Annotated in this window: 24 protein-coding genes and 1 pseudogene; 21 read left to right on the top strand and 4 right to left on the bottom strand. The window is 68.5% G+C overall.

Annotated features, from left to right (window positions below; translation table 11 throughout):
- Positions 1 to 2: 2 nt before the first annotated feature.
- The 3 genes and pseudogenes from A5696_RS28585 to A5696_RS25800 all read right to left on the bottom strand — a co-directional run bounded on the left by A5696_RS28585 (position 3) and on the right by A5696_RS25800 (position 970).
- A complete protein-coding gene (locus A5696_RS28585) occupies positions 3 to 161 on the bottom strand; it encodes an EthD family reductase (RefSeq protein ID WP_231964592.1) in 159 nt (52 codons plus the stop codon).
- A gap of 43 nt (positions 162 to 204) precedes the next feature.
- Positions 205 to 339, bottom strand: a pseudogene (locus A5696_RS29290) (EthD family reductase); the annotation flags it as partial.
- Between the two features lie 121 nt (positions 340 to 460).
- Positions 461 to 970: a hypothetical protein gene (locus A5696_RS25800; protein WP_156738593.1), complete on the bottom strand. Its 510-nt coding sequence runs from the start codon at positions 968 to 970 to the stop codon at positions 461 to 463.
- Positions 971 to 1065: 95 nt separating this feature from the next.
- On the opposite strand from A5696_RS25800, the gene A5696_RS25795 reads away from it, so the two are divergent.
- From A5696_RS25795 to A5696_RS25730, 14 genes are all read left to right on the top strand, one after another.
- A complete protein-coding gene (locus A5696_RS25795; RefSeq protein ID WP_067883899.1) occupies positions 1066 to 2235 on the top strand; it encodes a CaiB/BaiF CoA-transferase family protein in 1170 nt (389 codons plus the stop codon).
- Positions 2236 to 2324: 89 nt separating this feature from the next.
- Positions 2325 to 2876 carry a hypothetical protein gene (locus A5696_RS25790; RefSeq protein WP_067883897.1) on the top strand — a complete coding sequence of 184 codons (552 nt, stop codon included), beginning with the start codon at positions 2325 to 2327 and terminating at the stop codon, positions 2874 to 2876.
- Positions 2876 to 3580 (top strand): NIPSNAP family protein, encoded by a 705-nt coding sequence (locus A5696_RS25785; RefSeq protein WP_067883895.1) that lies wholly within the window; start codon positions 2876 to 2878, stop codon positions 3578 to 3580. Before A5696_RS25790 ends, A5696_RS25785 begins: the two co-directional genes overlap by 1 nt.
- Complete coding sequence (locus A5696_RS25780) at positions 3577 to 4788, top strand: cytochrome P450 (protein ID WP_067883893.1); 1212 nt, start codon at positions 3577 to 3579, stop codon at positions 4786 to 4788. Before A5696_RS25785 ends, A5696_RS25780 begins: the two co-directional genes overlap by 4 nt.
- Before the next feature lies 1 nt (position 4789).
- The gene (locus A5696_RS25775; protein ID WP_067883892.1) at positions 4790 to 5758 is read left to right on the top strand and encodes a zinc-binding dehydrogenase; all 969 of its coding nucleotides are present in this window, start codon (positions 4790 to 4792) and stop codon (positions 5756 to 5758) included.
- Positions 5755 to 6495, top strand: coding sequence for an HpcH/HpaI aldolase/citrate lyase family protein (locus tag A5696_RS25770; RefSeq protein WP_067883890.1), 741 nt, complete (start codon positions 5755 to 5757; stop codon positions 6493 to 6495). Before A5696_RS25775 ends, A5696_RS25770 begins: the two co-directional genes overlap by 4 nt.
- Entirely contained in the window at positions 6492 to 6884 is a 393-nt protein-coding gene (locus A5696_RS25765) for a nuclear transport factor 2 family protein (RefSeq protein ID WP_067883888.1), read from the top strand. The genes A5696_RS25770 and A5696_RS25765 overlap by 4 nt, the downstream gene beginning before the upstream one ends.
- On the top strand, positions 6884 to 7612 hold the full coding sequence (locus A5696_RS25760; protein ID WP_067884232.1) for an SDR family NAD(P)-dependent oxidoreductase: 729 nt from the start codon (positions 6884 to 6886) through the stop codon (positions 7610 to 7612). The genes A5696_RS25765 and A5696_RS25760 overlap by 1 nt, the downstream gene beginning before the upstream one ends.
- The gene (locus A5696_RS25755; RefSeq protein ID WP_067883886.1) at positions 7609 to 9084 is read left to right on the top strand and encodes an NAD(P)/FAD-dependent oxidoreductase; all 1476 of its coding nucleotides are present in this window, start codon (positions 7609 to 7611) and stop codon (positions 9082 to 9084) included. Before A5696_RS25760 ends, A5696_RS25755 begins: the two co-directional genes overlap by 4 nt.
- Positions 9081 to 10022 carry an alpha/beta hydrolase gene (locus A5696_RS25750; RefSeq protein WP_067883884.1) on the top strand — a complete coding sequence of 314 codons (942 nt, stop codon included), beginning with the start codon at positions 9081 to 9083 and terminating at the stop codon, positions 10020 to 10022. The genes A5696_RS25755 and A5696_RS25750 overlap by 4 nt, the downstream gene beginning before the upstream one ends.
- A 31-nt stretch (positions 10023 to 10053) precedes the next feature.
- Positions 10054 to 11247 carry an enolase C-terminal domain-like protein gene (locus tag A5696_RS25745; protein WP_067883882.1) on the top strand — a complete coding sequence of 398 codons (1194 nt, stop codon included), beginning with the start codon at positions 10054 to 10056 and terminating at the stop codon, positions 11245 to 11247.
- A 7-nt stretch (positions 11248 to 11254) separates the two neighbouring features.
- A complete protein-coding gene (locus A5696_RS25740; RefSeq protein WP_067883881.1) occupies positions 11255 to 12562 on the top strand; it encodes a hydroxyacid-oxoacid transhydrogenase in 1308 nt (435 codons plus the stop codon).
- A 3-nt stretch (positions 12563 to 12565) separates the two neighbouring features.
- The gene (locus tag A5696_RS25735) at positions 12566 to 13027 is read left to right on the top strand and encodes a thioesterase family protein (RefSeq protein WP_067883879.1); all 462 of its coding nucleotides are present in this window, start codon (positions 12566 to 12568) and stop codon (positions 13025 to 13027) included.
- A gap of 38 nt (positions 13028 to 13065) precedes the next feature.
- On the top strand, positions 13066 to 13506 hold the full coding sequence (locus A5696_RS25730; protein WP_067883878.1) for an SRPBCC family protein: 441 nt from the start codon (positions 13066 to 13068) through the stop codon (positions 13504 to 13506).
- A 10-nt stretch (positions 13507 to 13516) separates the two neighbouring features.
- Here the strand turns inward: A5696_RS25730 and A5696_RS25725 are convergent, their stop codons facing one another.
- Entirely contained in the window at positions 13517 to 14209 is a 693-nt protein-coding gene (locus tag A5696_RS25725; RefSeq protein ID WP_067883876.1) for a GntR family transcriptional regulator, read from the bottom strand.
- A 139-nt stretch (positions 14210 to 14348) separates the two neighbouring features.
- Here A5696_RS25725 and fadD5 point away from each other — a divergent pair, with 139 nt between their 5' ends.
- From fadD5 to A5696_RS25690, 7 genes are all read left to right on the top strand, one after another.
- Positions 14349 to 15998, top strand: coding sequence for a fatty-acid--CoA ligase FadD5 (gene fadD5 / locus A5696_RS25720; RefSeq protein WP_067883874.1), 1650 nt, complete (start codon positions 14349 to 14351; stop codon positions 15996 to 15998).
- A 218-nt stretch (positions 15999 to 16216) separates the two neighbouring features.
- Positions 16217 to 17032: an ABC transporter permease gene (locus A5696_RS25715; RefSeq protein ID WP_067883872.1), complete on the top strand. Its 816-nt coding sequence runs from the start codon at positions 16217 to 16219 to the stop codon at positions 17030 to 17032.
- 1 nt (position 17033) lies between these two features.
- Entirely contained in the window at positions 17034 to 17903 is an 870-nt protein-coding gene (locus A5696_RS25710; protein ID WP_067883870.1) for an ABC transporter permease, read from the top strand.
- Between the two features lie 2 nt (positions 17904 to 17905).
- Positions 17906 to 19255, top strand: coding sequence for an MCE family protein (locus A5696_RS25705; RefSeq protein WP_067883868.1), 1350 nt, complete (start codon positions 17906 to 17908; stop codon positions 19253 to 19255).
- Positions 19252 to 20292, top strand: coding sequence for a virulence factor Mce family protein (locus A5696_RS25700; RefSeq protein WP_067883867.1), 1041 nt, complete (start codon positions 19252 to 19254; stop codon positions 20290 to 20292). The genes A5696_RS25705 and A5696_RS25700 overlap by 4 nt, the downstream gene beginning before the upstream one ends.
- Positions 20289 to 21878 carry a virulence factor Mce family protein gene (locus A5696_RS25695; protein ID WP_067883865.1) on the top strand — a complete coding sequence of 530 codons (1590 nt, stop codon included), beginning with the start codon at positions 20289 to 20291 and terminating at the stop codon, positions 21876 to 21878. Before A5696_RS25700 ends, A5696_RS25695 begins: the two co-directional genes overlap by 4 nt.
- Positions 21875 to 23494 carry a virulence factor Mce family protein gene (locus A5696_RS25690; RefSeq protein ID WP_067883863.1) on the top strand — a complete coding sequence of 540 codons (1620 nt, stop codon included), beginning with the start codon at positions 21875 to 21877 and terminating at the stop codon, positions 23492 to 23494. Before A5696_RS25695 ends, A5696_RS25690 begins: the two co-directional genes overlap by 4 nt.
- The last annotated feature ends 9 nt before the right edge of the window (positions 23495 to 23503 follow it).

Genomic DNA, 23503 nt, shown 5'->3' with positions numbered 1-23503 from the left:
CTTCAGCCGTCAATCGATTCCAGAAACAACATGGTGGGGTGATGATCGGGCGAATAGTTCGGAATGTCGGCGATCACGTCCCTACCGGCAGGAGAAGCGAACGCATCCTTGATCGCTTCTAGACTGTCGAATGTTGCGATGGAAAAAGCAGAAGAACGCACCCTCCTGGTTGTCAGGCCCCGTCGGGTAGCGGTAACTATAGTCCTTGATTCCGGGCATTCTTTCAACGAGCGGGACGTGGACTTCGCGGTAGAACCGCTCAAAGTGCGCCGTATCCTTCGGCTTTGGATACATGACGACAAGCTTGGCGACCGATGCCCCCCTTGTATTTGGTTTCAGATCAGTCGGTTTCCCCTCAACTACCCGATATTCGGGTCAGCGTCTCGGCTACCCGGTCATCGTCGCGGTAATCGTCGTGCGTTCCCGGATGGGAGCTGCTCGGTGCTGGTGGCAAAACCCATCACTTCGGAACATCGCCGAGCAGTGCCTCGACCGGGGTCAGCGGATCTTCATCGTGTGTGAGCGCTCGCCGACCCAGTTCGGCGATTGCGAGCTCGTGCGCGAGGACATAGTGGAAGAACGCGGCCCGGGGCCCACCGGCGAAATGTTGGTCAAGCTTGCGGAAATGCGGGATGAACAGCTTCGTGGCGACGACCAGCGAGCGCATCTGCATCTGATGAGGCAACACCGTCACGGCCGCCCCATTCGCCCCACCGAGGGTCTTCGCCATGCGTTTTGTGGCGGTGAATCGCGCGGCGGCTCCGCCCAGCTGATCGAAAACCGCTTCGCGCGTTTGCAGCTCAAGTTCGCGCAAAGCCGCCCAGATGTCGCGTTCCGCTGCGTTACGTGCGTGTCGTTCGGCGAATGCCGCGGCCTGAACGCCACCGACCTCGGACCCAACCAAGACCCGGACGCTTCGGATGACTTTGCGATCCAACAAGTCGTCTGGCATATCGTGGCCGGCCCCCACAACGCGCACCCTACGCCGGGAGCTACCCGAGCGCCATGGTCGACCGCGTGACCCGGTTGAGAGAGGCGGCAGCAACACGGAGTAGGAACTTAGCCATGGCTGGACCGGTGGAGGGCGTCAAGGTCGTCGAGCTCGGCGTGTGGGTGGCCGGGCCGGCCACCGGCGGGATCCTGGCCGACTGGGGCGCCGACGTCATCAAGATCGAACCGCCGACCGGTGACCCGGGGCGTCTGTTCGGCCGGATGCTGGGGTGCGACCTCGGGGTCAACCCGCCGTTCGAGATGGACAACCGGTCCAAGCGCAGCATCGTCCTGGACCTCACGACCGACGAGGGGCGCGACACCGCCCTCGAATTGCTCAGCGACGCCGACGTTTTCGTGACCAATGTGCGGCCCGGCGCGCTGCGGCGCCTCGGGCTGGACTTCGAGTCGGTGTCGGCCCGCAACCCCCGGCTGGTCTACGGCCTGATCACCGGGTACGGCGAGACGGGTCCCGACGCCGACCGCGCCGCCTACGACGTGGCCGCGTTCTGGTCGCGGGCGGGGGTGGCCCACCTGCTCACCCGGCCCGGCGACACGCCCCCGTTCCAGCGCGGCGGCATGGGTGACCACTCCGCCGGGATGACCCTGGCCGCGGCGGTGTGCGCGGCGCTGCTCGCCCGCGAACGCACCGGTGCGGGCCAATTGGTGAGCACGTCGCTGTACCGCCAGGGTGCCTACACGGTCGGCTTCGACCTCAACACCTATCTGCTGACCGGCCAGCAGATCGCGATCGGCCAGCGGGAATCGATGGGCAACCCGTGCATGAACAACTACGCCACCGGTGATGGGCGACGGTTCTGGATCGTCGGGCTGGAAGCCGATCGCCACTGGCCGCCGCTGTGCCGCGCCGTGGGCCGGCCCGAGTGGGCGGACGATCCCCGGTTCGCCGACGCCCGGTCCCGCGCCGCCAATGCGGTGCCGCTGATCGCCGAGTTGGACGAGATCTTCGCGACCCGCCCGCTGGACGAGTGGGCGCAGATCTTCGCGGGCGAACCCGACCTCTTCTGGTCGCCGGTCAACTCGCTCGAGGACGTGGTGGCCGACGAGCAGTTCCACGCCGCGGGCGGCATCGTCGACGTGCCCAACGGACAAGCCGGCGTGGCGATGGTGGCCACACCGGCGGATTTCCATGGCACGCCGTGGGCGCCGCGGTCCGTGGCGCCGGAACTGGGGCAGCACACCGACGAGATTCTCGCCGAACTCGAGGCACGCCGCGGGTCCTGACCGGCCCGCGACCTTTACAAATTTTTCCCGAAGTGTCACGCTGTCCGGTGACAACAAGCCCAGGACGAGCGCTGCAGGAAACACCAACGATGGTCACTCCAACGTTCAACATCGGCCACCAGGGCCGGGTCAGGTCCGCGCGGTCGACCCGTGCCGATGGTGAGTGTCTGCGATATCGGTTGGACGTCGTCGCTTCCAGCGCCGCCGATGTCGTGCAGTCCGCCGGGGGCTGGCTCTATGACCGCGTGATGGCCGGTTGGGAGGTGACCGTCATGTTGCCGCACGGCTGCGACACCCGCGCGCTGCGGATCCTCGGGGTGCGGGCAGTGGACTCCGACGAGCAGCCGGATCCGGCGGCCGCGAGGAGCCACAGCCTGGCGGTCAGCGCCGAGGCATTCACCGCCGACGCCCGCGTGCGCGAGAAGGTGCTCGAGGCCATGGGTGATCGGTTGACCGAGGTCGCGTTGTGGGGTGACGGATGGCCGTTGGCGGTCGACCGCGCGATGAACCAGGCGCAGCACGTGCTCAGCATGGCCGCGCGCCGATTCAAGGGCCACGCCCTGGCGGCGGCCGGAATCGGCTGCGGCCCGGTCGATCCGACCGAGACGCTGCTGTGCGACGCCGCCACCCGGCTCGACTGATGAAGAAGTACTACGGCCACACCCTGCTCTACCTGCACGAGACGATTTCACTGGGATCCGGGCGAAGTGACGGCTTCACCGAGGCTTTCACCGACACATACCAGCCGATGATGGACGACCTCGGAGCCCGGCTGTTCGCAATCTGGGAAACCACCCCCTACAACGGCCACTGGCCGCAGGCCACGGTCATCTGGGAGATCGACGGGTTCGCCGACTACGCCCGCATCGGCGCAGCGCAGGCGCGCGGCGGCAGCCACGAAGCCGCGGCCGGCAAGTGGGCGGCGTACCTGTCCGACATCGGCGCCTCGGGGGAGGGGCGGATCATGTACCCCGGTCCCAGCAACAGGACGCTGGAACAGCTGCGCGAGACGAATTTCGCTGCTCCGCTGGTGATCCAGGAGATCATGCAGACCAAGCCCGGGCGCCAGGACGACTACATCCGCGAGCTGGAGCGCCTGTACGTCCCGTGGTCGGAGCGCACGGGCAAGCGCTGGCTGGGCTCCTTCACCACCACGTTTCGCTACAACGAGGTCATCCACTACTGGGCGCTCGACGGCGGCTGGGAGTGCTTCGCCAATCACTACCCGTCCTGGAAGGAGAGCCCGCCGGCCGAGATCGTCACGTGGATGAGCGTGGCGCCGGCCCTGCGCGACGGCTGGGAAGACTCGATTCTGCAGGCCCTACCCCCATCGCCACTGCAGTGACCTTCTCGTACGATCCCTTCGACGCGGAAGTCATGGCGAACCCGCTGCCCTACTACCGGATCCTGCGCGACGAGCACCCGGTGTATTACATGCCGCAGTGGGACACCTTCGCGCTGTCCCGTTTCGAGGACATCTGGCAGGTGCTGGAAGTCAACGACGGAACGTTCGTCGCGACGGAAGGCACATTGCCCCCGGCGTCAGTGCTGGCTTCCCACAACGACGGGCCGCTCGACGATCCGCCGCTGCACCCGCTGCCGTTTCACGCGGTCTTCGACACCGATCTGTACGCCGAGATCCGTCGCGCGCATTCGGCGCCGTTACGCCCGAGGTCGGTCGCCGGGCTGGAAGCACGGATCAGAACGCTGGCCAACGAGCGCCTCGATGAGCTACTGCCACGGGGCTCCTTCGATCTGACTCAAGAGTACGGCGGCATCGTCGCGGCTTCGATGGTGTGCGGATTGCTCGGCCTGCCAGACGATCTCGCCCCGCAGGTGCTGGCCGCGGTCAACGCCGGCAGCTTGGCCGAGCCCGGCGTCGGCGTCGACACCGCGCAAGCCCGGCCCAACTACCTCGAGTACCTCACACCGGTGGTCGAGGGCCGCCGGGCCGCCTCCCCCGGCGATGCGCTCCCAGTCGTCGACGGCCTGCTGGGCTATCGGTTGCCCGATGGCAGCGCCCTGTCCGACGTCGAGGTCGCCACCCAGATGTTGTGCATCTTCATCGGTGGGACGGAGACGGTGCCCAAGATCGTCGCGCACGGGCTGTGGGAACTCAGCCGACGGCCCGACCAGATGGAAGCGGTCTGCGCCGATCCCGTCACCAATGTGCCGATCGCACGCGAGGAGATGATCCGCTATTGCGCGCCGGCGCAGTGGTTCGCCCGAACGGCGCGGAAACCCTTCACCATTCACGACACGACGATCAAGCCGGGCCAGCGCGTGATCACGCTGCTGGCGTCGGCCAACCGCGACGAGCGGGAGTATGCCGAGCCCGACGAATTCATCTGGAACCGGCCCATCCGCCGCTCGCTGGCCTTCGGCCGGGGCCAACATTTCTGCATCGGGTATCACCTGGCCCGGCTGGAAATCGATGTGCTGCTGGCCGAATGGCTGCGGCGGGTGCCCGACTTCGCGATCCGCGGCGACGCCGCCACCCGGCTGCCGTCCAGCTTTCAATGGGGATACAACAAGATCCCGGTGGAGGTCTGAGGTGTGGTCCTACCGGATCATCGCGCCGTACCTGTTCGAGCGGACCTCGATCCCCGACACCACGGTCGAGCACCTCACCGACGGCCAAGTGTTGCTGCAGTTTTCGGCCGCGGGCGTCTGCGGCAGTGACCTGCCGGCCTTCCGCGGCAACCGGGGCCGGCTTCCGGGCGACGACGGCAGAAGCGCGGCCGGGAAGGACGGCTTCCCGGTCCACGAGGTGGCCGGCGAGGTCATCGCCAGCCGGCACCCCGACCACCGGGCCGGCGATCGCGTGGTGGGCTGGGCGTCGGGGTTCGACGGCTTGATGGAGCGGGTGATCAGCGACGGCAACATGCTGGCGCCGTACGACCCGGCGCTGAGCCCCGCGGAGGCGATCGGCCTGCAGCCGCTGGCGTGCGTCCTGTACGCGTGCGAGCAGTTGCCGGACCTGTCCGGGCGGCACGTCGCGATCATCGGGCAGGGTTCGATCGGCCTGCTGTTCTCCTACGTCGCCAAGGCGGCCGGCGCGCGCCGCGTCACCGGCGTCGACCCCGTCGACCGCACCTGCCACGCAACGGCTTTCGGCGTGGACGACCCGGTGCGCGCCACCAGCGACCGGTGGGTGAGCCAACTGGCTCCCGGCGATCGCGCCGACGTCGTTATCGAGGCCGTCGGACACCAGGTGGCCACCCTGGGGCACGCCATCGAGGCCGCCACCCCGGGCGGCACGGTGTTCTATTTCGGTGTGGCCGACGACGACGCCTACCCGATCAACATGCGCCTGATGCTGCGCAACAATCTGACGCTGAAATCCGGTGTGACGCTTGACCGGCGACGCGTCCTGGACCTCGCGGCCAAGTTCGCCGACGAGCACCCCGAGCTGCTGCGCACCTACCTCACGCACACCTTCGGCGTCGACGATGTCCAGGCCGCGTTCGACCTGGCCTGCCGCCCGGTCCCCGAGCGCATCAAGATCGTGATCGCCGGATGAGCGTCTTCGATCGCAACCATCCGGCCCCGATCTGGGGCGGCTGGATCACGGGGCCGACGGCGCTCGGGCCGGAGGAATTCGCCCGGGCCGGTTACGACTACGTGGGTTTCGACGCCCAGCACGGCTACCTCGACGACGCCGACATCGCGCGCATGCTGCGCCGGCTCGGCCACGTGCCCATCGCGACGGTGGTGCGGCTGCCCAACGCCGACGCGGCGCCGATCGGGCGGGTGCTGGACGCCGGCGCCGACGCCGTCCTCATCGCGATGATCGAGTCGGCGGAACAGGCCGCCGCCGCGGTGGCCGCCACCCGCCACCAGCCCCGGGGGATCCGCAGCTTCGGCCCGTTGCGCGCCGACCTGGGCCACGACGTCGCCGCGCTGGAGTCACGGGTGAGCGTGTTCGCGATGATCGAGACGGCGGCGGCGCTGTCGGGCCTGGGCGAGATCTGCGCCGTCGGCGGCCTGGCCGGGTTGTACGTCGGGCCCGCGGACCTGGCCCTGTCGATGGGCGTCGATGTGGTTGGCGCGACCAAACATCCGGCGGTCATCGACGCCATATCCCGGGTGCACGCCGCCGCCACCGCCGCGGGCCTGCTCACCGGGATTCACGCGGGCGACGGCGCGACGGGTCGCGTCATGGCGAAGCTGGGCTTCCGGATGATCACCCTGGCGGCCGAATCGCAGGCGCTGCGGCGCGGGGCGGCCGAACACCTCCGCGAGGCGACCGGGCAATGACCGAAGACGAAGCCGCGATCCGCGACCTGATCGCCGCGTACGCGCTGGCCCTCGATGCCGGCGACATCGACGGCTGCGTGGCCCTGTTCGTTCCCGACGCCGAGTTTCGCGTCTACGGAAGGTCGTTCGGCGGGGTTGGCGACATCGCCCAGATGTTCCGGGACGCGCCGCGCGGGCTGCACCTGACCGGGGTCTCGCGGATCGACGTCCGGGGGGACACCGCCACGGCACGCTCACAGGTGCTGTTCGTCAGGGCCGGAGATCTGCACCTGCGGCCCGCCCTGTACGACGACGAGCTGGTCCGCGTCGCCGGGCGATGGCGCTTCCGGCGGCGGCGCTGCCAGTTCGTCACCAGCCGCGGCCTGTCCGAGAGCCCCGAGGTGCCATGATGCAACGACGCGTCGCGCTGGTCGCCGGCGCCGCCGGCGGGCAGGGCTTGGCCATCGTCAAACGACTTCGCGGAGAAGGTTATTCGGTGGCGGCCTGCGACCGCCGGGCCGGCCAACTGGCCGCCGCGGTCGACGAGCTGGGCGACGACGGGCTGATCGCGATCGACCTGGACGTGACGTCGCAGGCGCAGTGGCAAGCGGCGGTGCGCGCGGTGGTCGACCGATTCGGCGCGTTGACGACGCTGGTCAACGCCGCCGGCGTCCTGCACCGCGCGTCGCTCGCCGATGAGACGGCCGAGGGATTCGAAAACGCCTGGCGGGTCAACTGTCTGGGTGCGTTCCTCGGCATCCAGGCGACGCTCGAGCAGCTGCGGGCGGCCAAGGGTGCCGCCGTCGTGAACATCTGCAGCACGGGTGCGATCCGCCCCTTCCCCCGGCACAGCGCCTACGGTTCCTCGAAATGGGCGCTGCGTGGCCTGACCCAGAATGCCGCCGCCGAACTGGCGCCGCTCGGCGTCCGGGTCAACGCCGTGTTCCCCGGGCCGGTCGCGACCCCGATGCTCGACGACGCCACCCAGCTGAGGCTCGCCGCCGCGTCGGCGTTCGGGCGGATCGGGCAACCGGGCGAGATCGCCGACGCGGTCGCATTCCTGGTCTCCGACGCGGCGTCCTTCATCACCGGTGCGGAGCTGGTCGTCGACGGTGGCCAGTGCCTGCAGATCCGATGAGCGGCAACCCGTCGGTCGGCATCATCGGTGCCGGACCGGGCGGCATGGCACTGGGAATACTGTTGTCCCAGGCCGGTTTCCATGACTTCACGATCTTTGACCGCGAAGACGACGTCGGGGGCACCTGGCTGATCAACACGTATCCGGGGCTGGCGTGCGACGTCAAGTCGCACCTCTACTCCTACTCGTTCGACCTGAATTCGGACTGGTCGCGGCTGTGGCCCGCGCAGCCCGAGATCCTGGAGTACTTCCAGCGGTGCGCCGACAAGTACGGCTTGCGCCCGCACCTGAGGTTGCGCACCGAAATCGTCTCCGCGCGTTGGGAGGAAGACACGCAGCGGTGGTGCCTGACCACAGCGACCGGCCACCGGCACCACTTCGACATCGTGGTGTCCGCCGTGGGCCTGTTCACCCGGCCCCTCTTCCCGGAGCTGGTGGAGGAGGAACCGTTCACCGGGACGCTGTTGCACTCGTCGCGATGGGACCATTCGGTTCCGCTCGAGGGTGCGCGGGTCGCGCTGCTGGGCACCGGATCGACGGCCTCGCAACTGTTGCCGGAACTGGCGAGGGTGGCCGACAAGGTGTATTCCGTGCAGCGGTCGCCCACCTGGATCCTGCCCAAGCCCGACCGGCCCTACACCGAACGGGAGCGCTGGGTGTTCGCGCACGTGCCGTTCGCAAAGAGGCTGTACCGGACCCGGCTCTGGCTGCGCAGCGAATCCAACATCTCGGTGATCGAGCACGGCAGCGAAAAAACCCGGGACTTCACCGCGACTGCGCTGGGCCTGCTCGAAAAGACCGTCGCCGATGAGGAATTGCGCCGCAAGCTGACCCCCGATCACCCGATGGGCTGCAAGCGGCTGGTGTTCTCCTCGGACTACCTGCCGGCCCTGACCCGCCCCAACGTCGAGGTGCTGAGCAGCCCGGCGCGCTGCCTGCGCGCGCGCAGCCTGGTCACCGCGGACGGCACCGAGCGCGATGTCGACGTCGTGGTCTGCGCGACGGGTTACGCCGCGGCCGATTACCTGGGTGAGCTGGAGGTGACCGGGGAGGGCGGGACGACGCTGCGGGAGGTCTGGCGCGACGGCGCGCACGCGTATCTCGGCATGGTCGTTCCGGGGTTCCCGAATTTCTTCATGCTGTACGGGCCGAACACCAACGTCGGCTCCAACAGCGTCATCTTCATGCTCGAGGCCCAGGCCCGCTACATCGTCCGGGCGTTGAAGTACTTGCGGCGCAAGAGCAAAACGTACCTGGCGGTGCGGCCCGCCGCGCTGGCGGACTTCGTCGCCAAGGTGGACCGGTGGATGGTCGGCACGGTGTGGACCACCCAGTGCAGCAACTACTTCCGCGCCGCCAATGGCCGAGTGGTGACGCAGTGGCCGCGCAGCGCGCGTACCTTCTGGGGAATGACGCGCAGATTCGAACCCGCCGACTTCAGCTTCCAGGCCCCCGAGACGCGTGCCCGATGAGCGAATTGCACGGCTTTGACCGGCTGGATCCCGCGCTGCGCGCGGTGGCGACGACGCGAACCGACTTCTCGCCGCAAGCGATCCAACTCATGCGCGAGCCGTTCAACGAGCGCCGCCGCGAGGCCGCCGAGCACACCGACACCCACGGCGTGCGGATCGTCGACGACACCGCGCCGGCCGAATCCGGTGGCGTGGCCGTGCGGATCTATCGCGGTGCGCAAGGCGATCCCGCACCGGCGATCGTGTACTGCCACGCCGGCGGCTTCGCGCTGGGAAATCTGGACACCGATCACCGGCAGTGCGTGGAGCTCGCGCGACGCGGACGCTGCACGGTGGTGTCGGTCGACTACCGGCTGGCGCCCGAGCACCCCTACCCGGCCGCCCTCGACGACGCGGTCGCCGTGTTGCGGTGGGTGGCGGCCGACCCCGCGGGGCTGGGCGTCGACCCCGCCCGCCTGGCCGTCGCGGGCAGCAGCGCCGGCGCCACCCTGGCCGCGTGCCTGGCGCACGGCGCCGCCGACGGGTTGCTGCCGGCCGTCGCGTTCCAGCTGCTGCATCAGCCGGTCCTGGACGATCGGGAGACCGCGTCGAAGGCCGAGTTCGGCGCGAGCCCCGCTTTCGACAGCGAGGCGGCGGACCAGATGTGGCGCCACTACCTGGGCCCCGACGGCACGGGCGGACCCGCCGCCGTGCCCGCGCGCCGCCGCCAATTCGGCGGCCTGGCACCGGCTTTGATCACCTGCGCGGAGATCGACCCGTTCCGCGACGAGGCGGTCGACTACGCCCTGCAGCTGCTGCGCGCCGGGGTCTCCGCCGAGCTGCACGTGTTTCCGGGCGCCTGCCACGGCTTCGACTCGCTGCTGCCGGACTGGTCCGACTCGGAGCGGTTGTTCGCCCTGCAGGGCCACGCCCTGTCAAGGACCTTCGGCTCTACTTGACCGCGCGATCCGCCCGGAACAATCGGCTGTCATGAAGATCACCGGGCTTGAGGTCGTGCCGTTCGAGACCTGCGTCGATCGAATCTCGTTCGGCCAGTTGAACACCGACTACCGCGTCGTCCAGACCGTCACCAAGGTGCTCACCGACGAGGGAGTCGAGGGTTACTACTTCGGCGGTCACTTCCACGGCGACCAGGACGGCCTGCTGCCCGGGGACCAGGCACTGATCACGCAGTTCCTGAGCCCGCTGCTCGCCGGGCAGGACCCGTTCGACCGGGTGGAGATCTGGCGGCAGCTGCGGGCGGCGAAGCTCCCCGAAAACGTCTGCAGCGTCATCGATCTGGCCCTGTGGGACCTGGCGGGCCGGCTCGCCGGGCTGCCGGTGCGCAAGCTGCTGGGCGGTGCTCGCGACCGGGTCAAGGCGTATGCGAGCAGCTTCAACAATCTCGGATCGCCCGACGAATACGCCGCCCACGCCGTCGAATGTCAACGACAGGGCTATCGCGCCTACAAGATCCATCCCTACCACTACTGGAACCCCGCGACCCGCCAACCCGCGCTGCCGCGGCCGTCGTACGTGGACTGGGACGTCCGGGTGTGCCGGGAGGTTCGGGCGGCGGTCGGCGACGAGATGGTGCTGATGTTCGACCCGTGGGGCACCTACCACACCTACGCCGACGCGCTGCGCGTCGGCCGCGAACTCGAGCGGCTGGGCTTCTACTGGTACGAGCACCCGATGCCCGAGCACCGGGTCGAGGCCTACGTGAAGCTGGCCGACGAGCTCGAAATCCCGATCTGCTCACCGGAGATCGCCGAGGGCGGCATCGACACCCGCGCCGACTGGATCCTGCGCAAGGCGTCCGACATCAGCCGCATCGACGTGCTGCGCGGCGGCATCACCGGCGTCATGAAGCTGGCCGGCATGTGCGAGGCGGTCGGCATGCGCTGCGAGCTGCACATGAGCGGCTTCGGCAACCTCCAAGTCCTCGGCGCCACAAGCGAAGACGTCTGCGAATACTACGAGCGCGGCCTGCTGGGGCCCGGGGTCCGCTACGACGCCGCCCCGCCCTACCTCGACGCGCCCTGCGATCCGCTCGGCCCGGACGGCTTCGTCGAACTGCCGCAGGCGCCGGGACTCGGCTACCTGATCCGGTGGGACTACATCGACGCTCACCGCCTGCTCGTCAGCACCGCCGAACCGGTCGCGCCGCTGCACCCGAGATAATGGCCGCATGGCGTGCTGCGGATACCCCATTCCCGCCCAGGACTGCGACGGAGCCTTCACCGTCGACGCGTCGCGGGTGACCTTCGGGAGAGGTTGCCTGGCGGAGGTGGGTGACCGTGCCAAGGCCCTGGGCATGCGGCGGGTGGCGTTGTTCTCCGACGCCGGCGTGGCCGGCCTGCCCGTCTTCGCCACGGCCCGCGACTCGCTCGCCGCGGCCGGGCTCGACGTCGTCACCTACACCGACGTGCATGTCGAGCCCACCGACGCGTCGTTTCGGGACGCGGCACGGTTCGCGGCGGAGACGAACCCCGACGGCTACGTGTCGCTGGGCGGTGGCTCGGTCATCGACACGTGCAAGGCCGCCAACCTGTACGCCACCCATCCCGCCGATCTCCCGGCCTACGTCAACGCGCCGATCGGGGAGGGCAGACCCGTGCCCGGCCCGCTCAAGCCGCACATCGCCTGCCCCACCACCGCGGGCACCGGGAGCGAGGTCACCGGCATCGCGATCTTCGACCTGCTGTCGCTGAAGGCCAAGACCGGCATCGCTTCGCCCGCGCTGCGCCCCAGCGAGGCGCTCGTCGACCCCGACTGCACCGCGAGCCTGCCCCGCGAGGTCGTCGCGTCGGCCGGCCTCGACGTGCTGTCGCACGCGTTGGAGTCCTACACCGCGCGGCCGTACGTCCGGCGGCGCGCGCCCGAACGCCCGAGCCTGCGGCCCATGAGCCAGGGCGCCAACCCGTGGAGCGATCTCGGCTGCCGCGAGGCCTTGCGCGTGCTGGGGCAGTTCCTGGAGCGCGCGGTGAGCGACGCCTCCGACCGCGAGGCGCGCGAGCAGATGATGTGGGCCGCCACCCTGGCGGGCATCGCGTTCGGCAACGCGGGCGTGCACGCCCCGCACGGCATGGCCTACGCGGTGGCCGGGCTGGTCCGCGAATTCCGGCCGCCCGGGTATCCGGACGACGAGCCGCTCGTGCCGCACGGCATGGCCGTCATCCTCAACGCGCCGTCGTCGTTCCGCTTCACGGCGCAGGCCAGCCCGGAGCGGCACCTGGAAGGCGCGCGGCTGCTGGGCGCCGACACCCGGGGCGCGGACCCGAGGGATGCGGGCGAGGTGCTGGCCGACGAACTCATCCGCATCATGCGGGCGGTCGGCATGCCCAACGGGCTGGGCGGGGTCGGCTACACCGACGACGACCTGGCGGCCCTGACCGAGGGCGCCTACCCGCAGCAGCGCCTGTTGCAGAACGCCCCGCGCGAGATGAGCAAACCGGTGCTGGCCGACCTGTTCCGGCAGGCCATGCGGTACTGGTAGACGATGGGCTCACCTGCGGCGGGCGACCTCACCAGCGCCGACTTCCCGGTGTTGTGGCCGGTGGGAACCCGGTGGGCCGACAACGACATGTTCGGCCACCTCAACAATGCGGTGTACTACCAACTGTTCGACACCGCGATCAACGCCTGGATCAACACGACGACCGGCCTCGACCCACTCACCACGCCGGCGCTGGGCATCGTCGCCGAGTCGGGCTGCCGCTACTTCTCGGAGCTGCATTTCCCGGAGAGCCTCGTGGTGGGCCTCGCGGTGACGCGGCTGGGCCGCAGCAGCGTCACCTACCGGCTCGGCGTGTTCCGCGGCGACGGCGGCGGACCCCGGCCGATCACGGCGCTGGGCCACTGGGTGCACGTCTACGTCGACCGGATCAGCCGCAAACCGGTGCCCATTCCCGACGCCATCCGCTCGCTGCTGTCGACGGCTCGCGTTGGCGAGATGGCATAGGAGTCGGCCACTTTCGCCGCCCCGGCTATGCTTCGCCAATGCCAGTTCTGAGCAGGACCGTCGAGGTCGGCGCCGACGCCGCGTCGATCATGGGGATCGTCGCCGACTTCGAGCGCTACCCGGAATGGAACGAGGAGATCAAGGGCCTGTGGGTGCTCGCCCGCTACGACGACGGGCGCCCCAGCCAGGTGCGGCTCGACGCCGATTACCAAGGCATGCAGGCGACGTTCATCCAGGCGGTCTACTACCCGGGGGAAAACCAGATCCAGACCGTGCTGCAGCAGGGCGACCTGTTCACCAAGCAGGAGCAGCTGTTCAGCGCGGTCGAGACGGGCGCATCCAGCCTGCTGACGGTGGACATGGACGTCGAGACCAACATGCCGGTGCCCGCCCCGATGCTGAAGCAGCTCGCCAACAACGTGCTCGACCACCTCGCCAACAACCTCAAGCAGCGCGCCGAGCAGCTGGCCGGCGGCTAGGGCGCTCGGCTCAGCCGAAGACTCCCGTGCGGTCCAGCATCACCGTCAGCCGGTCCGCCGCGTCGCTGAACTGCCAGACGGCGTGCTCGATCACCGCGGCGGCGTCGCGCCGGCGCAGGGCCGCCACCAGCTGCCGGTGGTTCTGCACCGCGGCCGCACCCCACTCGGGATCGGCCGCGTACACCAGCAGCGGCGCGTAGCGGGCGGCGTTGAGCAGGAACCACGCCAGCTTGATCCGTCCGCTGGCCTGGTTGAAGACGCGGTGAAAAGCGAACTCGATGCCCGCGATGGTTTCGGCGTCGCTGGATCCCAGGGCCGCCGCAAGGGCGTTGGTGATGCGGTCCAGCTCGTCGATCTCGGCGTCGGTGATGTGCTCGGTGGCCGCGGCGGCGAGTTCCCTGGCGATCGTCGCCTGTAGCCAGAAGATGTCCTCGATGTCCTGCCGCGACAGCGGCAGCACGACATGCCCGCGGTGCGGCTCCAGCTGGACCATGCCCTCGCCGCGCAACTTCAGCAACGCTTCGCGCACCGGGGTCACGCTGACGCCGAGTTCCGCCGCGGTCTCATCGAGGCGGATGAACGTCCCGGGACGCAACGCCCCGGACATGATCGCGGCGCGCAGGTGGCCCGCGACCTCGTCGGACAGCTGCGCCCGGCGGAGTGGCCGCCGGGTCCTCCGGTGCGTCCTGATCGGTGCGTTCACGCGGGCTGCCAGGGGTTTCGCGGGCTGGGCGGGTCTTGTCTTTGTGGCACTAAAGCCATAATGTGACCCACACAACACTATGTTTTATCAAATATCAACCTGGCGCAAGCGGTGCGCGAGGTGAAGGGGAGGCAACTAGTTGACCGCGCAACTGGCCAGCCAGCCGACCCGGGCCACCGAGCAGCCCTACCTGTCCCGGCGGCAGAACTGGGTCAACCAACTGGAACGGCACGCGCTGATGCAACCGAACGCAACGGCGCTGCGGTTCCTGGGCAACACGGTCACCTGGGGCGGCCTGCACCGCCGGGTGATGGCGCTGGCCGACGCGCTGAGCCGCCGCGGGGTCGGCTTCGGTGATCGCGTCATGATCCTGATGCTCAACCGCACCGAATTCGTCGAGTCGGTGCTGGCCGCCAACGCGCTCGGGGCCATCGCGGTCCCGCTCAACTTCCGGCTCACCTCGGCGGAGGTCGTCTTTTTGGTCGAGGACTGCGAGGCGCGGGTGATGATCACCGAAGCCGTGCTCGCGCCGGTGGCCACCGGCGTTCGTGACATCCAGCCGATGCTCGACACCATTGTCGTGGCCGGCGCGGCGACCGACGATCGTGTCTTCGGCTATGAAGACCTCGTTAGCGAGCGCGGCGACGAGCGCGGGTCCAGGGACATCCCGGACATCCCGAACGACTCGCCGGCGCTGATCATGTACACCTCGGGCACCACCGGGCGGCCCAAGGGTGCGGTGCTGACCCACGCCAATCTGACCGGCCAGACCATGACCGGCCTCTACACCAACGGCGCCGACATAAATAGCGATGTCGGTTTCATCGGTGTCCCGTTCTTCCACATCGCCGGGATCGGCAACATGCTCACCGGCATGCTGCTCGGCATCCCCACGGTGATCTATCCGCTCGGCGCCTTCGACCCGGGGCAGCTGCTCGACGTGCTGGCGGCGGAGAAGGTCACCGGCCTGTTCCTGGTTCCCGCGCAGTGGCAGGCGGTGTGCGCCGAGCAGCGGGCGCGACCCCGCGACCTGAGGCTGCGGGTGATGTCGTGGGGGGCCGCCCCGGCGCCGGACGCGTTGCTGCGGGAGATGTCGGCAACCTTCCCCGGCACCCAGATCCTGGCGGCGTTCGGCCAGACCGAGATGTCGCCGGTCACCTGCATGCTGCTCGGGGAGGACGCGATCCGGAAGCGCGGCTCGGTCGGCAAGGTGATCCCCACGGTCGCGGCGCGCGTGGTGGACGAGAACATGAACGACGTGCCGGTCGGCGAGGTGGGCGAGATCGTCTACCGGGCACCGACTTTGATGAGCGGCTACTGGAACAACCCGGAGGCCACGGCGGAGGCGTTCGCGGGCGGTTGGTTCCATTCCGGAGACCTGGTGCGCATGGACGAGGAAGGCTACGTCTGGGTGGTCGACCGCAAGAAGGACATGATCATCTCCGGCGGCGAGAACATCTACTGCGCCGAGGTCGAGAACGTTCTCGCCGGCCATCCCCAGATCGTCGAGGTCGCCGTCATCGGCCGGGTCCACGAGAAGTGGGGCGAGGTGCCGATCGCGGTCGCGGCCATCGCCGGCGACGAACTGCGGCTCGACGACCTGCACGAGTACCTGGCCGAGCGGCTGGCGCGTTACAAGCATCCGAAGGCGCTCGAGATCGTCGACGCCCTTCCCCGCAACCCGGCCGGAAAGGTGCTCAAGACTGAGCTACGGGTGCGCTACGGGGTGGTCACGGTGACCGAAAGCGCTTCTGGCGCAAGGGATTCAGCTACCGGAGAGGAAGGTTGACGGAAACTGTAACGTTTGCCCGCTGTTGACGAAGGGTTAATTGTGCGGATGCAGTTCACACGTTCACGGCCATCGGGTACATTCCTGTGGTCTCCGTTACTACTTGCCGGTAGGGAGCCGATGGTCACAGACGTAGGGTCGCGGCAAGGCGGGGGCGGCGTGCGACACGATAGGCCGCGGATCCGCCAGTCCCGCGGTGTCGAGGGGAGGGGGCAGCGGTGACTTCGACGACGGAAAGTCGACGCGGCCCCTATCTGGTCGGCTACCTTCGCGACCAGCTCGAGACTCCGCTGACCCTCATCGGTGGCTTCTTCCGGATGTGCGTCCTGACCGGAAGGGCGCTGTTCCGCTGGCCTTTCCAGTGGCGCGAGTTCGTTCTGCAGTGCTGGTTCATCATGCGGGTGGCGTTCCTGCCGACCATCATGGTCTCGATCCCGCTGACCGTTCTGCTGATCTTCACCCTCAACGTCCTGCTGGCCCAGTTCGGTGCGGCCGACCTGTCGGGTGCGGGCGCCGCCATCGGCGCGGTCACCCAGTTGGGCCCGCTGACCACCGTGCTGGTGGTGGCCGGCGCCGGCTCGACGGCGATCTGCGCGGACCTGGGTGCCCGCACCATTCGCGAAGAGATCGACGCGATGGAGGTGCTGGGCATCGACCCGATCCACCGGCTGGTGGTGCCCCGGGTGATCGCCGCGACCCTGGTCGCCACGCTGCTCAACGGCCTGGTGATCACCGTCGGCCTGGTCGGCGGCTACCTGTTCGGTGTGTACCTGCAGAACGTCTCGGGCGGGGCCTACCTGGCCACCCTGACCACCATCACGGGCCTGCCGGAGGTGGTCATCGCAACGGTCAAGGCCGCGACGTTCGGCCTCATCGCGGGCCTGGTCGGCTGTTTCCGCGGCCTGACCGTGCGCGGCGGGTCCAAGGGGCTGGGCACCGCGGTCAACGAGACCGTGGTGCTCTGCGTGGTCGCGCTCTACGCGGTGAACGTGGTGCTGACCACGATCGGTGTTCGGTTCGGGACGGGGCGCTGACATGTCGACCGGTGCGGTGTTGCGCGCCCGCTTCCCGCGGGCGGTCGAGAACGTCAATCGCTACGGCGGCGCCTTCGGCCGTGGACTCGACGACATCGGGCAGATGGGCTGGTTCGGGGCGGTGGCCCTCGGCAACATCCCGCACGCGCTGCGCAACTACCGCAAGGAGACGCTGCGGCTGATCGCCCAGATCGGCATGGGCACCGGCGCGATGGCCGTCGTCGGCGGCACGGTCGCGATCGTCGGCTTCGTCACGCTGTCCGGTAGCTCGCTCGTGGCCATCCAGGGGTTCGCATCTCTGGGCAACATCGGCGTCGAGGCGTTCACCGGCTTCTTCGCCGCATTGATCAACGTGCGCATCGCCGCACCCGTCGTGACCGGGATCTCGATGGCCGCCACCGTCGGCGCCGGCGCCACCGCCCAGCTGGGGGCCATGCGGATCAGCGAGGAGATCGACGCCCTCGAGGTCATGGGGGTCAAGTCGATTTCGTTCCTGGCGAGCACGCGGATCATGGCCGGCCTGGTGGTGATCATCCCGCTCTACTCGCTGGCCATGATCATGTCGTTCCTGTCGCCGCAGATCACCACGACGGTGATCTACGGGCAGTCGCACGGCACCTACGAGCACTACTTCCGGACGTTCCTGCGCCCCGACGACGTGTTCTGGTCCTTCGTCGAGGCCATCATCATCACGGCGGTGGTCATGATCACCCACTGCTACTACGGGTACAACGCGGGCGGCGGACCCGTCGGCGTCGGCGAGGCCGTCGGCCGGTCGATGCGCTTCTCGCTGGTGTCGGTGCAGGTTGTCGTTCTGGCCGCCGCGTTGGCGCTCTACGGCGTCAACCCCAACTTCGCTTTAACGGTTTAGCCATGACCACTGCGACAGGGACCGCCGGAAAGGTCAACGCCCCCCACAACCCGCCCTACAAGCTGGCCGGGGTCGCGATGCTGGTCGTCGCCGCCGTGCTGCTGGTTTTGGTGTACGGGCAGTTCCGGGGGGACTTCACGCCCAAGACCAAGCTGACGATGGTGGCCTCCCGGGCCGGGCTCGTCATGGATCCGGGCTCCAAGGTCACCTACAACGGGGTGGAGATCGGCCGGGTCGCCAATATCTCCGAGATCGTCAAGGACGGCAAGCCGGCCGCCAAGTTCAGCCTCGACGTGTACCCGCGCTACCTCAAGCTGATCCCGTCGAACGTGAACGCCGACATCAAGGCGACGACGGTGTTCGGCGGCAAGTACGTGTCGCTGACGACGCCGAAAAACCCTTCCCCGCAACGGATCACGCCGCAGACCGTGATCGACGCCCGATCGGTGACGACGGAGATCAACACGCTGTTCCAGACCATCACCGAGATCGCGCAGCAGGTGGACCCGGTCAAGCTGAACCTGACGCTGAGCGCCGCCGCCCAGGCGCTGACCGGGCTGGGTGATCGGTTCGGTCAGTCGGTCGTCAACGCCAACGCGATCCTCGACGACGTCAACCCGCAGATGCCGCAGGCCCGCCACGACATCCAGCAGCTCGCGGGTCTGGGTGACACCTACGCCAACGCCGCGCCCGACCTGTTCGACTTCCTCAACAACGCCGTCGTCACGTCGCGCACGATCAATGCGCAGCAGAAGGACCTCGACCAGGCGTTGCTGTCGGCGGCCGGCTTCGGCAACACGGGCGCGGACATCTTCGAGAGAGGCGGGCCGTACCTCGCCCGCGGGGCCAAGGACCTGGTGCCCACGGCCCAGCTGCTGGACACCTACAGCCCCGAGCTGTTCTGCACGGTCCGCAACTACCACGACATCGAGCCCATCGCCCAGAAGTTCCTCGGCGGCAACGGCTATTCGCTCAACGCCGACACGAAGGTGCTGTCCGGACTGGGCTTGTTGCTCAACCCGCTGTCGGCGGTGACCCTCGTCGGTCTGATCGGAATCTTCGCGCTGCCCACCCAAGGGCTTGCGGGCCTGGGGAACATCGCCACCCTGATCGGCGGGGCGCCGAACCCGTACGTGTGGCCCGAGAATCTGCCGCGCGTGAACGCGCGCGGCGGGCCGGGCGGTGCGCCGGGTTGCTGGCAGCACATCACCCACGACCTGTGGCCCGCGCCCGAGTTGGTGATGGACTCCGGCAACAGCATCGCGCCGTACAACCACCTCGACACCGGTTCCCCGTACGCGATCGAGTACGTCTGGGGCCGCCAAGTAGGGGACAACACGATCAACCCATGAAAATCACCGGAACCATCGTTCGACTCAGCATCTTCTCCCTGGTGCTGCTGGTCTTCACTGTGATGATCATCGTGGTGTTCGGTCAGATGCGCTTCGACCGCACCTACGGGTACTCCGCGGAATTCACCAACATCAGCGGGCTGCGGCAGGGCCAATTCGTCCGGGCCTCGGGCGTGGAGATCGGCAAGGTCAGCTCGGTCGAGCTGGTCGACGGCGGCCGGCGCGCGCGGGTGAACTTCAGCGTCGACCGTTCGATCCCGCTGTATCAGTCGACGACGGCGCAGATCCGCTACCTCGACCTGATCGGCAACCGGTACCTGGAGCTCAAGCGCGGCGAGGGCGAGGGAGCCGACAAGGTGCTGCCCCCGGGCGGCTTCATCCCCGTGTCACGGACCTCGCCGGCGCTCGACCTCGACGCGCTGATCGGTGGTTTCAAGCCGCTGTTTCGGGCGCTCGACCCGCAAAAGGTCAACACCATCGCGACCGCGCTGATCACGGTGTTCCAGGGTCAGGGCGGCACCATCAACGACATCCTCGACAACACCGCGCAGCTGACGTCCCAGCTGGGGCAGCGCGACCAGGCGATCGGCGAGGTGATCAAGAACCTGAACGTCGTGCTGGACACCACGGTCCGGCATCGCCAGCAATTCGATCAGACGGTGAACAACCTCGAGGTGCTGATCACCGGGCTGAAGAACCACGCCGAACCGCTGGCGGCGGGCACCGCGCACATCAGCAACGCCGCCGGGACGGTGGCCGACCTGCTGGCCGAGGACCGCGGGTTGCTGCACAGCACCCTGAACTACCTGGACGCGGTGCAGCAGCCGCTGATCGATCAGCGCGAGCAACTGAACGACTTCATCCATAAAGTGCCGACCGCGCTGAACATGATCGGGCGCACCATCGGTTCCTACGGGGACTTCGTCAACTTCTACGCCTGCGACATCACCCTCAAGATCAACGGGTTGCAGGCCGGTGGTCCGGTGCGCACGGTCAAGCTCTTCTCGCAGCCGACGGGTAGGTGCACGCCGCAATGAGGACGCTGGAACCCCCCAACCGGATGCGCATCGGCCTGATGGGCATCATCGTGACGCTGCTCGTCATCGGTGTCGGTCAAAGCTTCACCAGCGTGCCCATGCTGATGGCCAAGCCGCACTACTACGGGCAGTTCACCGACACCGGCGGCCTCAGCAAAGGCGACAAGGTCCGCATCGCCGGCATGGACGTCGGGAAAGTGGAAAGCCTCAAGATCGACGGCGACCACATCCTGATCAAGTTCAATCTCGGCAGCCAACGGATCGGCACCGAAAGCCGGCTGGCGATCAAGACCGACACCATCCTCGGCAAAAAGGTCCTGGAGATCGAGAACCGGGGCAGCCAGACGCTGCGTCCCGGGGACTCGTTGCCGATCGGGCAGAGCACCACGCCTTACCAGATCTACGACGCGTTCTTCGACGTGACCAAGGCCGCGCAGGGTTGGGACATCGACACGGTCAAGCAGTCGCTGCACGTGCTGTCGGAGACGATCGATCAGACCTACCCGCACCTGAGTTCCGCGCTCGACGGCGTGGCCAAGTTCTCCGACACCATCGGCAAGCGCGACGAGCAGGTCAAGCACCTGCTCGCGCAGGCCAATCAGGTGGCGGGCATTCTGGGTGACCGCAGCGAGCAGATCGACCGGCTGCTGGTGAACGCGAAGGTCTTGCTGGCCGCGTTCAACGAGCGCGGCCAGGCGATCAACGCGCTGCTGAGCAACATCGCCGCCTTCTCCGAGCAGGTCAAGGGCTTCATCAACGACAACCCCAACCTCAACCACGTGCTGGAGCAGTTGCGCACGGTCAGCGACATCCTGGTCCAGCGCAAGGACGACCTCGCCACCGGCTTCACCGAGGTCGGCAAATTCCTGCCATCGCTGAACGAGGCCATCGCGTCGGGACCGTTCTTCAAGGTGGTGCTGCACAACCTGTTTCCCGGTCAGATCGTGCAGCCGTTCATCGACGCCGCGTTCAAGAAGCGCGGCATCGACCCCGAAAACTTCTGGCGCAGCGCCGGTCTGCCGGAATTCCGGTGGCCCGACCCGAACGGCACCCGGCAGCCCAACGGCGCGCCGCCGCCGGCGCCGCCGGTGCTGGAGGGCACGCCCGACCATCCGGGACCGGCCGTCCCGCCCGGGTCGCCGTGCTCGTACACGCCGGCCAACCCCGGCGGCAACGTCACCGTCGGCGACGAGGGCCTGCCGCGGCCATGGAATCCGTTGCCTTGCGCCGGCGCGAACATCGGCCCCTTCGGTGGAGTGAACTTCCCGGCGCCCGTCGACGTCGCGACGTCGCCGCCGAACCCCGACGGGCTGCCGCCCACCCCGGGCATCAACATCGCCGGGCGGCCGGGTGACCCGCCGCCGAACGTGCCGGGCACGCCGGTGCCGCTGCCGACTCAGGCGCCGCCGGGCGCGCGGACCGAGAACCTGGGACCGGCAGGCCCGACGCCGCCCCCGTCGACGTTCGCGCCGGCCCTGCCGCCCGGACCGCCGGCACCGCCCGGGCCGGGGATCCAGCTGCCGGCACCGTTCATCAACCCCGGCGGCACGGGAGGTAGCGGCGTCACCGGAGGTAGCCAGAATTGAGCACCATCTTTGACGTCCGCAACATCCGGCTGCCGAAGCTGTCCCGGACGTCGGTGATCATCGGGTCGCTGGTCATCGTGCTGGCCCTGGTGGTCGGCTACGCCGGGTGGCGGCTGTACCAGAAGCTGACCAACAACACCGTCGTCGCGTACTTCCCGGCGGCCAACGCGCTGTACGCCGGCGACAAGGTCCAGATCATGGGCCTGCGGGTGGGCACGATCGACAAGATCGAGCCGGCCGGCGACAAGATGAAGGTGACCTTCCACTACGAGAACAAGTACAAGGTGCCCGCAAACGCGTCGGCGGTGATCCTCAACCCGACCCTGGTGGCCTCGCGCGCGATCCAGCTGGAGCCGGCCTACAAGGGCGGCCCGGTGCTGGCCGACAACGCCGTGATCCCCGAAGAACGCACCCAGGTGCCGGTGGAGTGGGACACCCTGCGCAACAGCATCACCAACATCATCTCCAAGCTCGGCCCGACGCCCGAGCAGCCCAAGGGCCCGTTCGGTGAGGTCATCGAGTCCTACGCGAATGGCCTGGCCGGCAAGGGCAAGCAGATCAACACCACGCTGAACAGCCTGTCGCAGGCGTTGACCGCGCTCAACGAGGGGCGCGGCGACTTCTTCGCGGTGGTGCGCAGCCTGGCACTGTTCGTCAACGCCCTGCACCAGGACGACCAGCAGTTCGTCGCGCTGAACCAGAACCTCGCCGATGTCACCGGCCGGCTCGCCAGCTCCGACGGCGCCCTGGCCGACGCGATCTCACAGTTCGACAGCCTGCTTTCCACCGTGCGGCCCTGGCTGGACCAGAACCGCGAGGTGCTGACGCACGACGTCAACAACCTGGCGACGGCGACGAACGCGCTGCTGCAACCCGATTCGCTGAACGGTCTGGAGACCGCCCTGCACGTCCTGCCGACGGCCGCAGCGAACATCAACCAGATCTATCACCCGACGCACGGGTCGGTGGTGGCCATCCCGGCGATCACCAGCTTCGCCAACCCGATGCAGTTCATCTGCAGCTCGATCCAGGCCGGCAGCCGGCTGGGTTACCAGGAGTCCGCCGAGCTGTGCGCGCAATACCTGGCGCCGATCCTCGACGCGATCAAGTTCAACTACTTGCCCTTCGGCCTCAACGTCGCCAGCACGGCCGAGACGCTGCCCAAGGACGTCGCCTACTCCGAGCCGCGGCTGCACCCGCCGAACGGATACAAGGACACGACTGTCCCGGGCATCTGGTCACCGGATACGCCGACGTCACACCGCAACACCCAACACGGGTGGATCGTGGCCCCCGGCATGCAGGGGCAGCAGGTGGGACCGATCACGCAAGGTCTCATGACGCCTGAGTCGCTTGCCGAACTGATGGGTGGGCCCAACATTCCGCCCGTGGAGTCGACCCTTCAGACCCCGCCCGGGCCGCCGAACGCCTACGACGAGAGCCCCTCGCCGGTGATCGGGCAAAACCCGCCACAGGTGCCGATACCCCCGCCGCCGCCGGGGCCGGAGGTGGCCCCCGGCCCGGTCGCTCCGACGCCCGCGCCGGTCGCGGCGCCGGCCCCCAACGCCGGCGGGCCGGCGGCGCCCGCCGCCGCTGACCTAGGGGGTGGCCAGTGAGCGCGATTG

The sequence above is a fragment of the Mycobacterium sp. E2699 genome, assembly GCF_001666745.1.
Classification (GTDB): domain Bacteria; phylum Actinomycetota; class Actinomycetes; order Mycobacteriales; family Mycobacteriaceae; genus Mycobacterium.
This window is presented reverse-complemented; position numbering and strand designations above follow the sequence as displayed.

Coding starts and splice junctions, on each gene's coding strand:
- A5696_RS25730 (WP_067883878.1), top strand. CDS start 13,066: ATGCCAGTTCTGAGCAGGACCGTCGAGGTCGGCGCCGACGCCGCGTCG.
- A5696_RS25790 (WP_067883897.1), top strand. CDS start 2,325: ATGGTCACTCCAACGTTCAACATCGGCCACCAGGGCCGGGTCAGGTCC.
- A5696_RS25770 (WP_067883890.1), top strand. CDS start 5,755: ATGAGCGTCTTCGATCGCAACCATCCGGCCCCGATCTGGGGCGGCTGG.
- A5696_RS25735 (WP_067883879.1), top strand. CDS start 12,566: ATGGGCTCACCTGCGGCGGGCGACCTCACCAGCGCCGACTTCCCGGTG.
- A5696_RS25785 (WP_067883895.1), top strand. CDS start 2,876: ATGAAGAAGTACTACGGCCACACCCTGCTCTACCTGCACGAGACGATT.
- A5696_RS25710 (WP_067883870.1), top strand. CDS start 17,034: ATGTCGACCGGTGCGGTGTTGCGCGCCCGCTTCCCGCGGGCGGTCGAG.
- A5696_RS25795 (WP_067883899.1), top strand. CDS start 1,066: ATGGCTGGACCGGTGGAGGGCGTCAAGGTCGTCGAGCTCGGCGTGTGG.
- A5696_RS25765 (WP_067883888.1), top strand. CDS start 6,492: ATGACCGAAGACGAAGCCGCGATCCGCGACCTGATCGCCGCGTACGCG.
- A5696_RS25705 (WP_067883868.1), top strand. CDS start 17,906: ATGACCACTGCGACAGGGACCGCCGGAAAGGTCAACGCCCCCCACAAC.
- A5696_RS25755 (WP_067883886.1), top strand. CDS start 7,609: ATGAGCGGCAACCCGTCGGTCGGCATCATCGGTGCCGGACCGGGCGGC.
- A5696_RS25695 (WP_067883865.1), top strand. CDS start 20,289: ATGAGGACGCTGGAACCCCCCAACCGGATGCGCATCGGCCTGATGGGC.
- A5696_RS25745 (WP_067883882.1), top strand. CDS start 10,054: ATGAAGATCACCGGGCTTGAGGTCGTGCCGTTCGAGACCTGCGTCGAT.
- A5696_RS25740 (WP_067883881.1), top strand. CDS start 11,255: ATGGCGTGCTGCGGATACCCCATTCCCGCCCAGGACTGCGACGGAGCC.
- A5696_RS25750 (WP_067883884.1), top strand. CDS start 9,081: ATGAGCGAATTGCACGGCTTTGACCGGCTGGATCCCGCGCTGCGCGCG.
- A5696_RS25700 (WP_067883867.1), top strand. CDS start 19,252: ATGAAAATCACCGGAACCATCGTTCGACTCAGCATCTTCTCCCTGGTG.
- A5696_RS25760 (WP_067884232.1), top strand. CDS start 6,884: ATGCAACGACGCGTCGCGCTGGTCGCCGGCGCCGCCGGCGGGCAGGGC.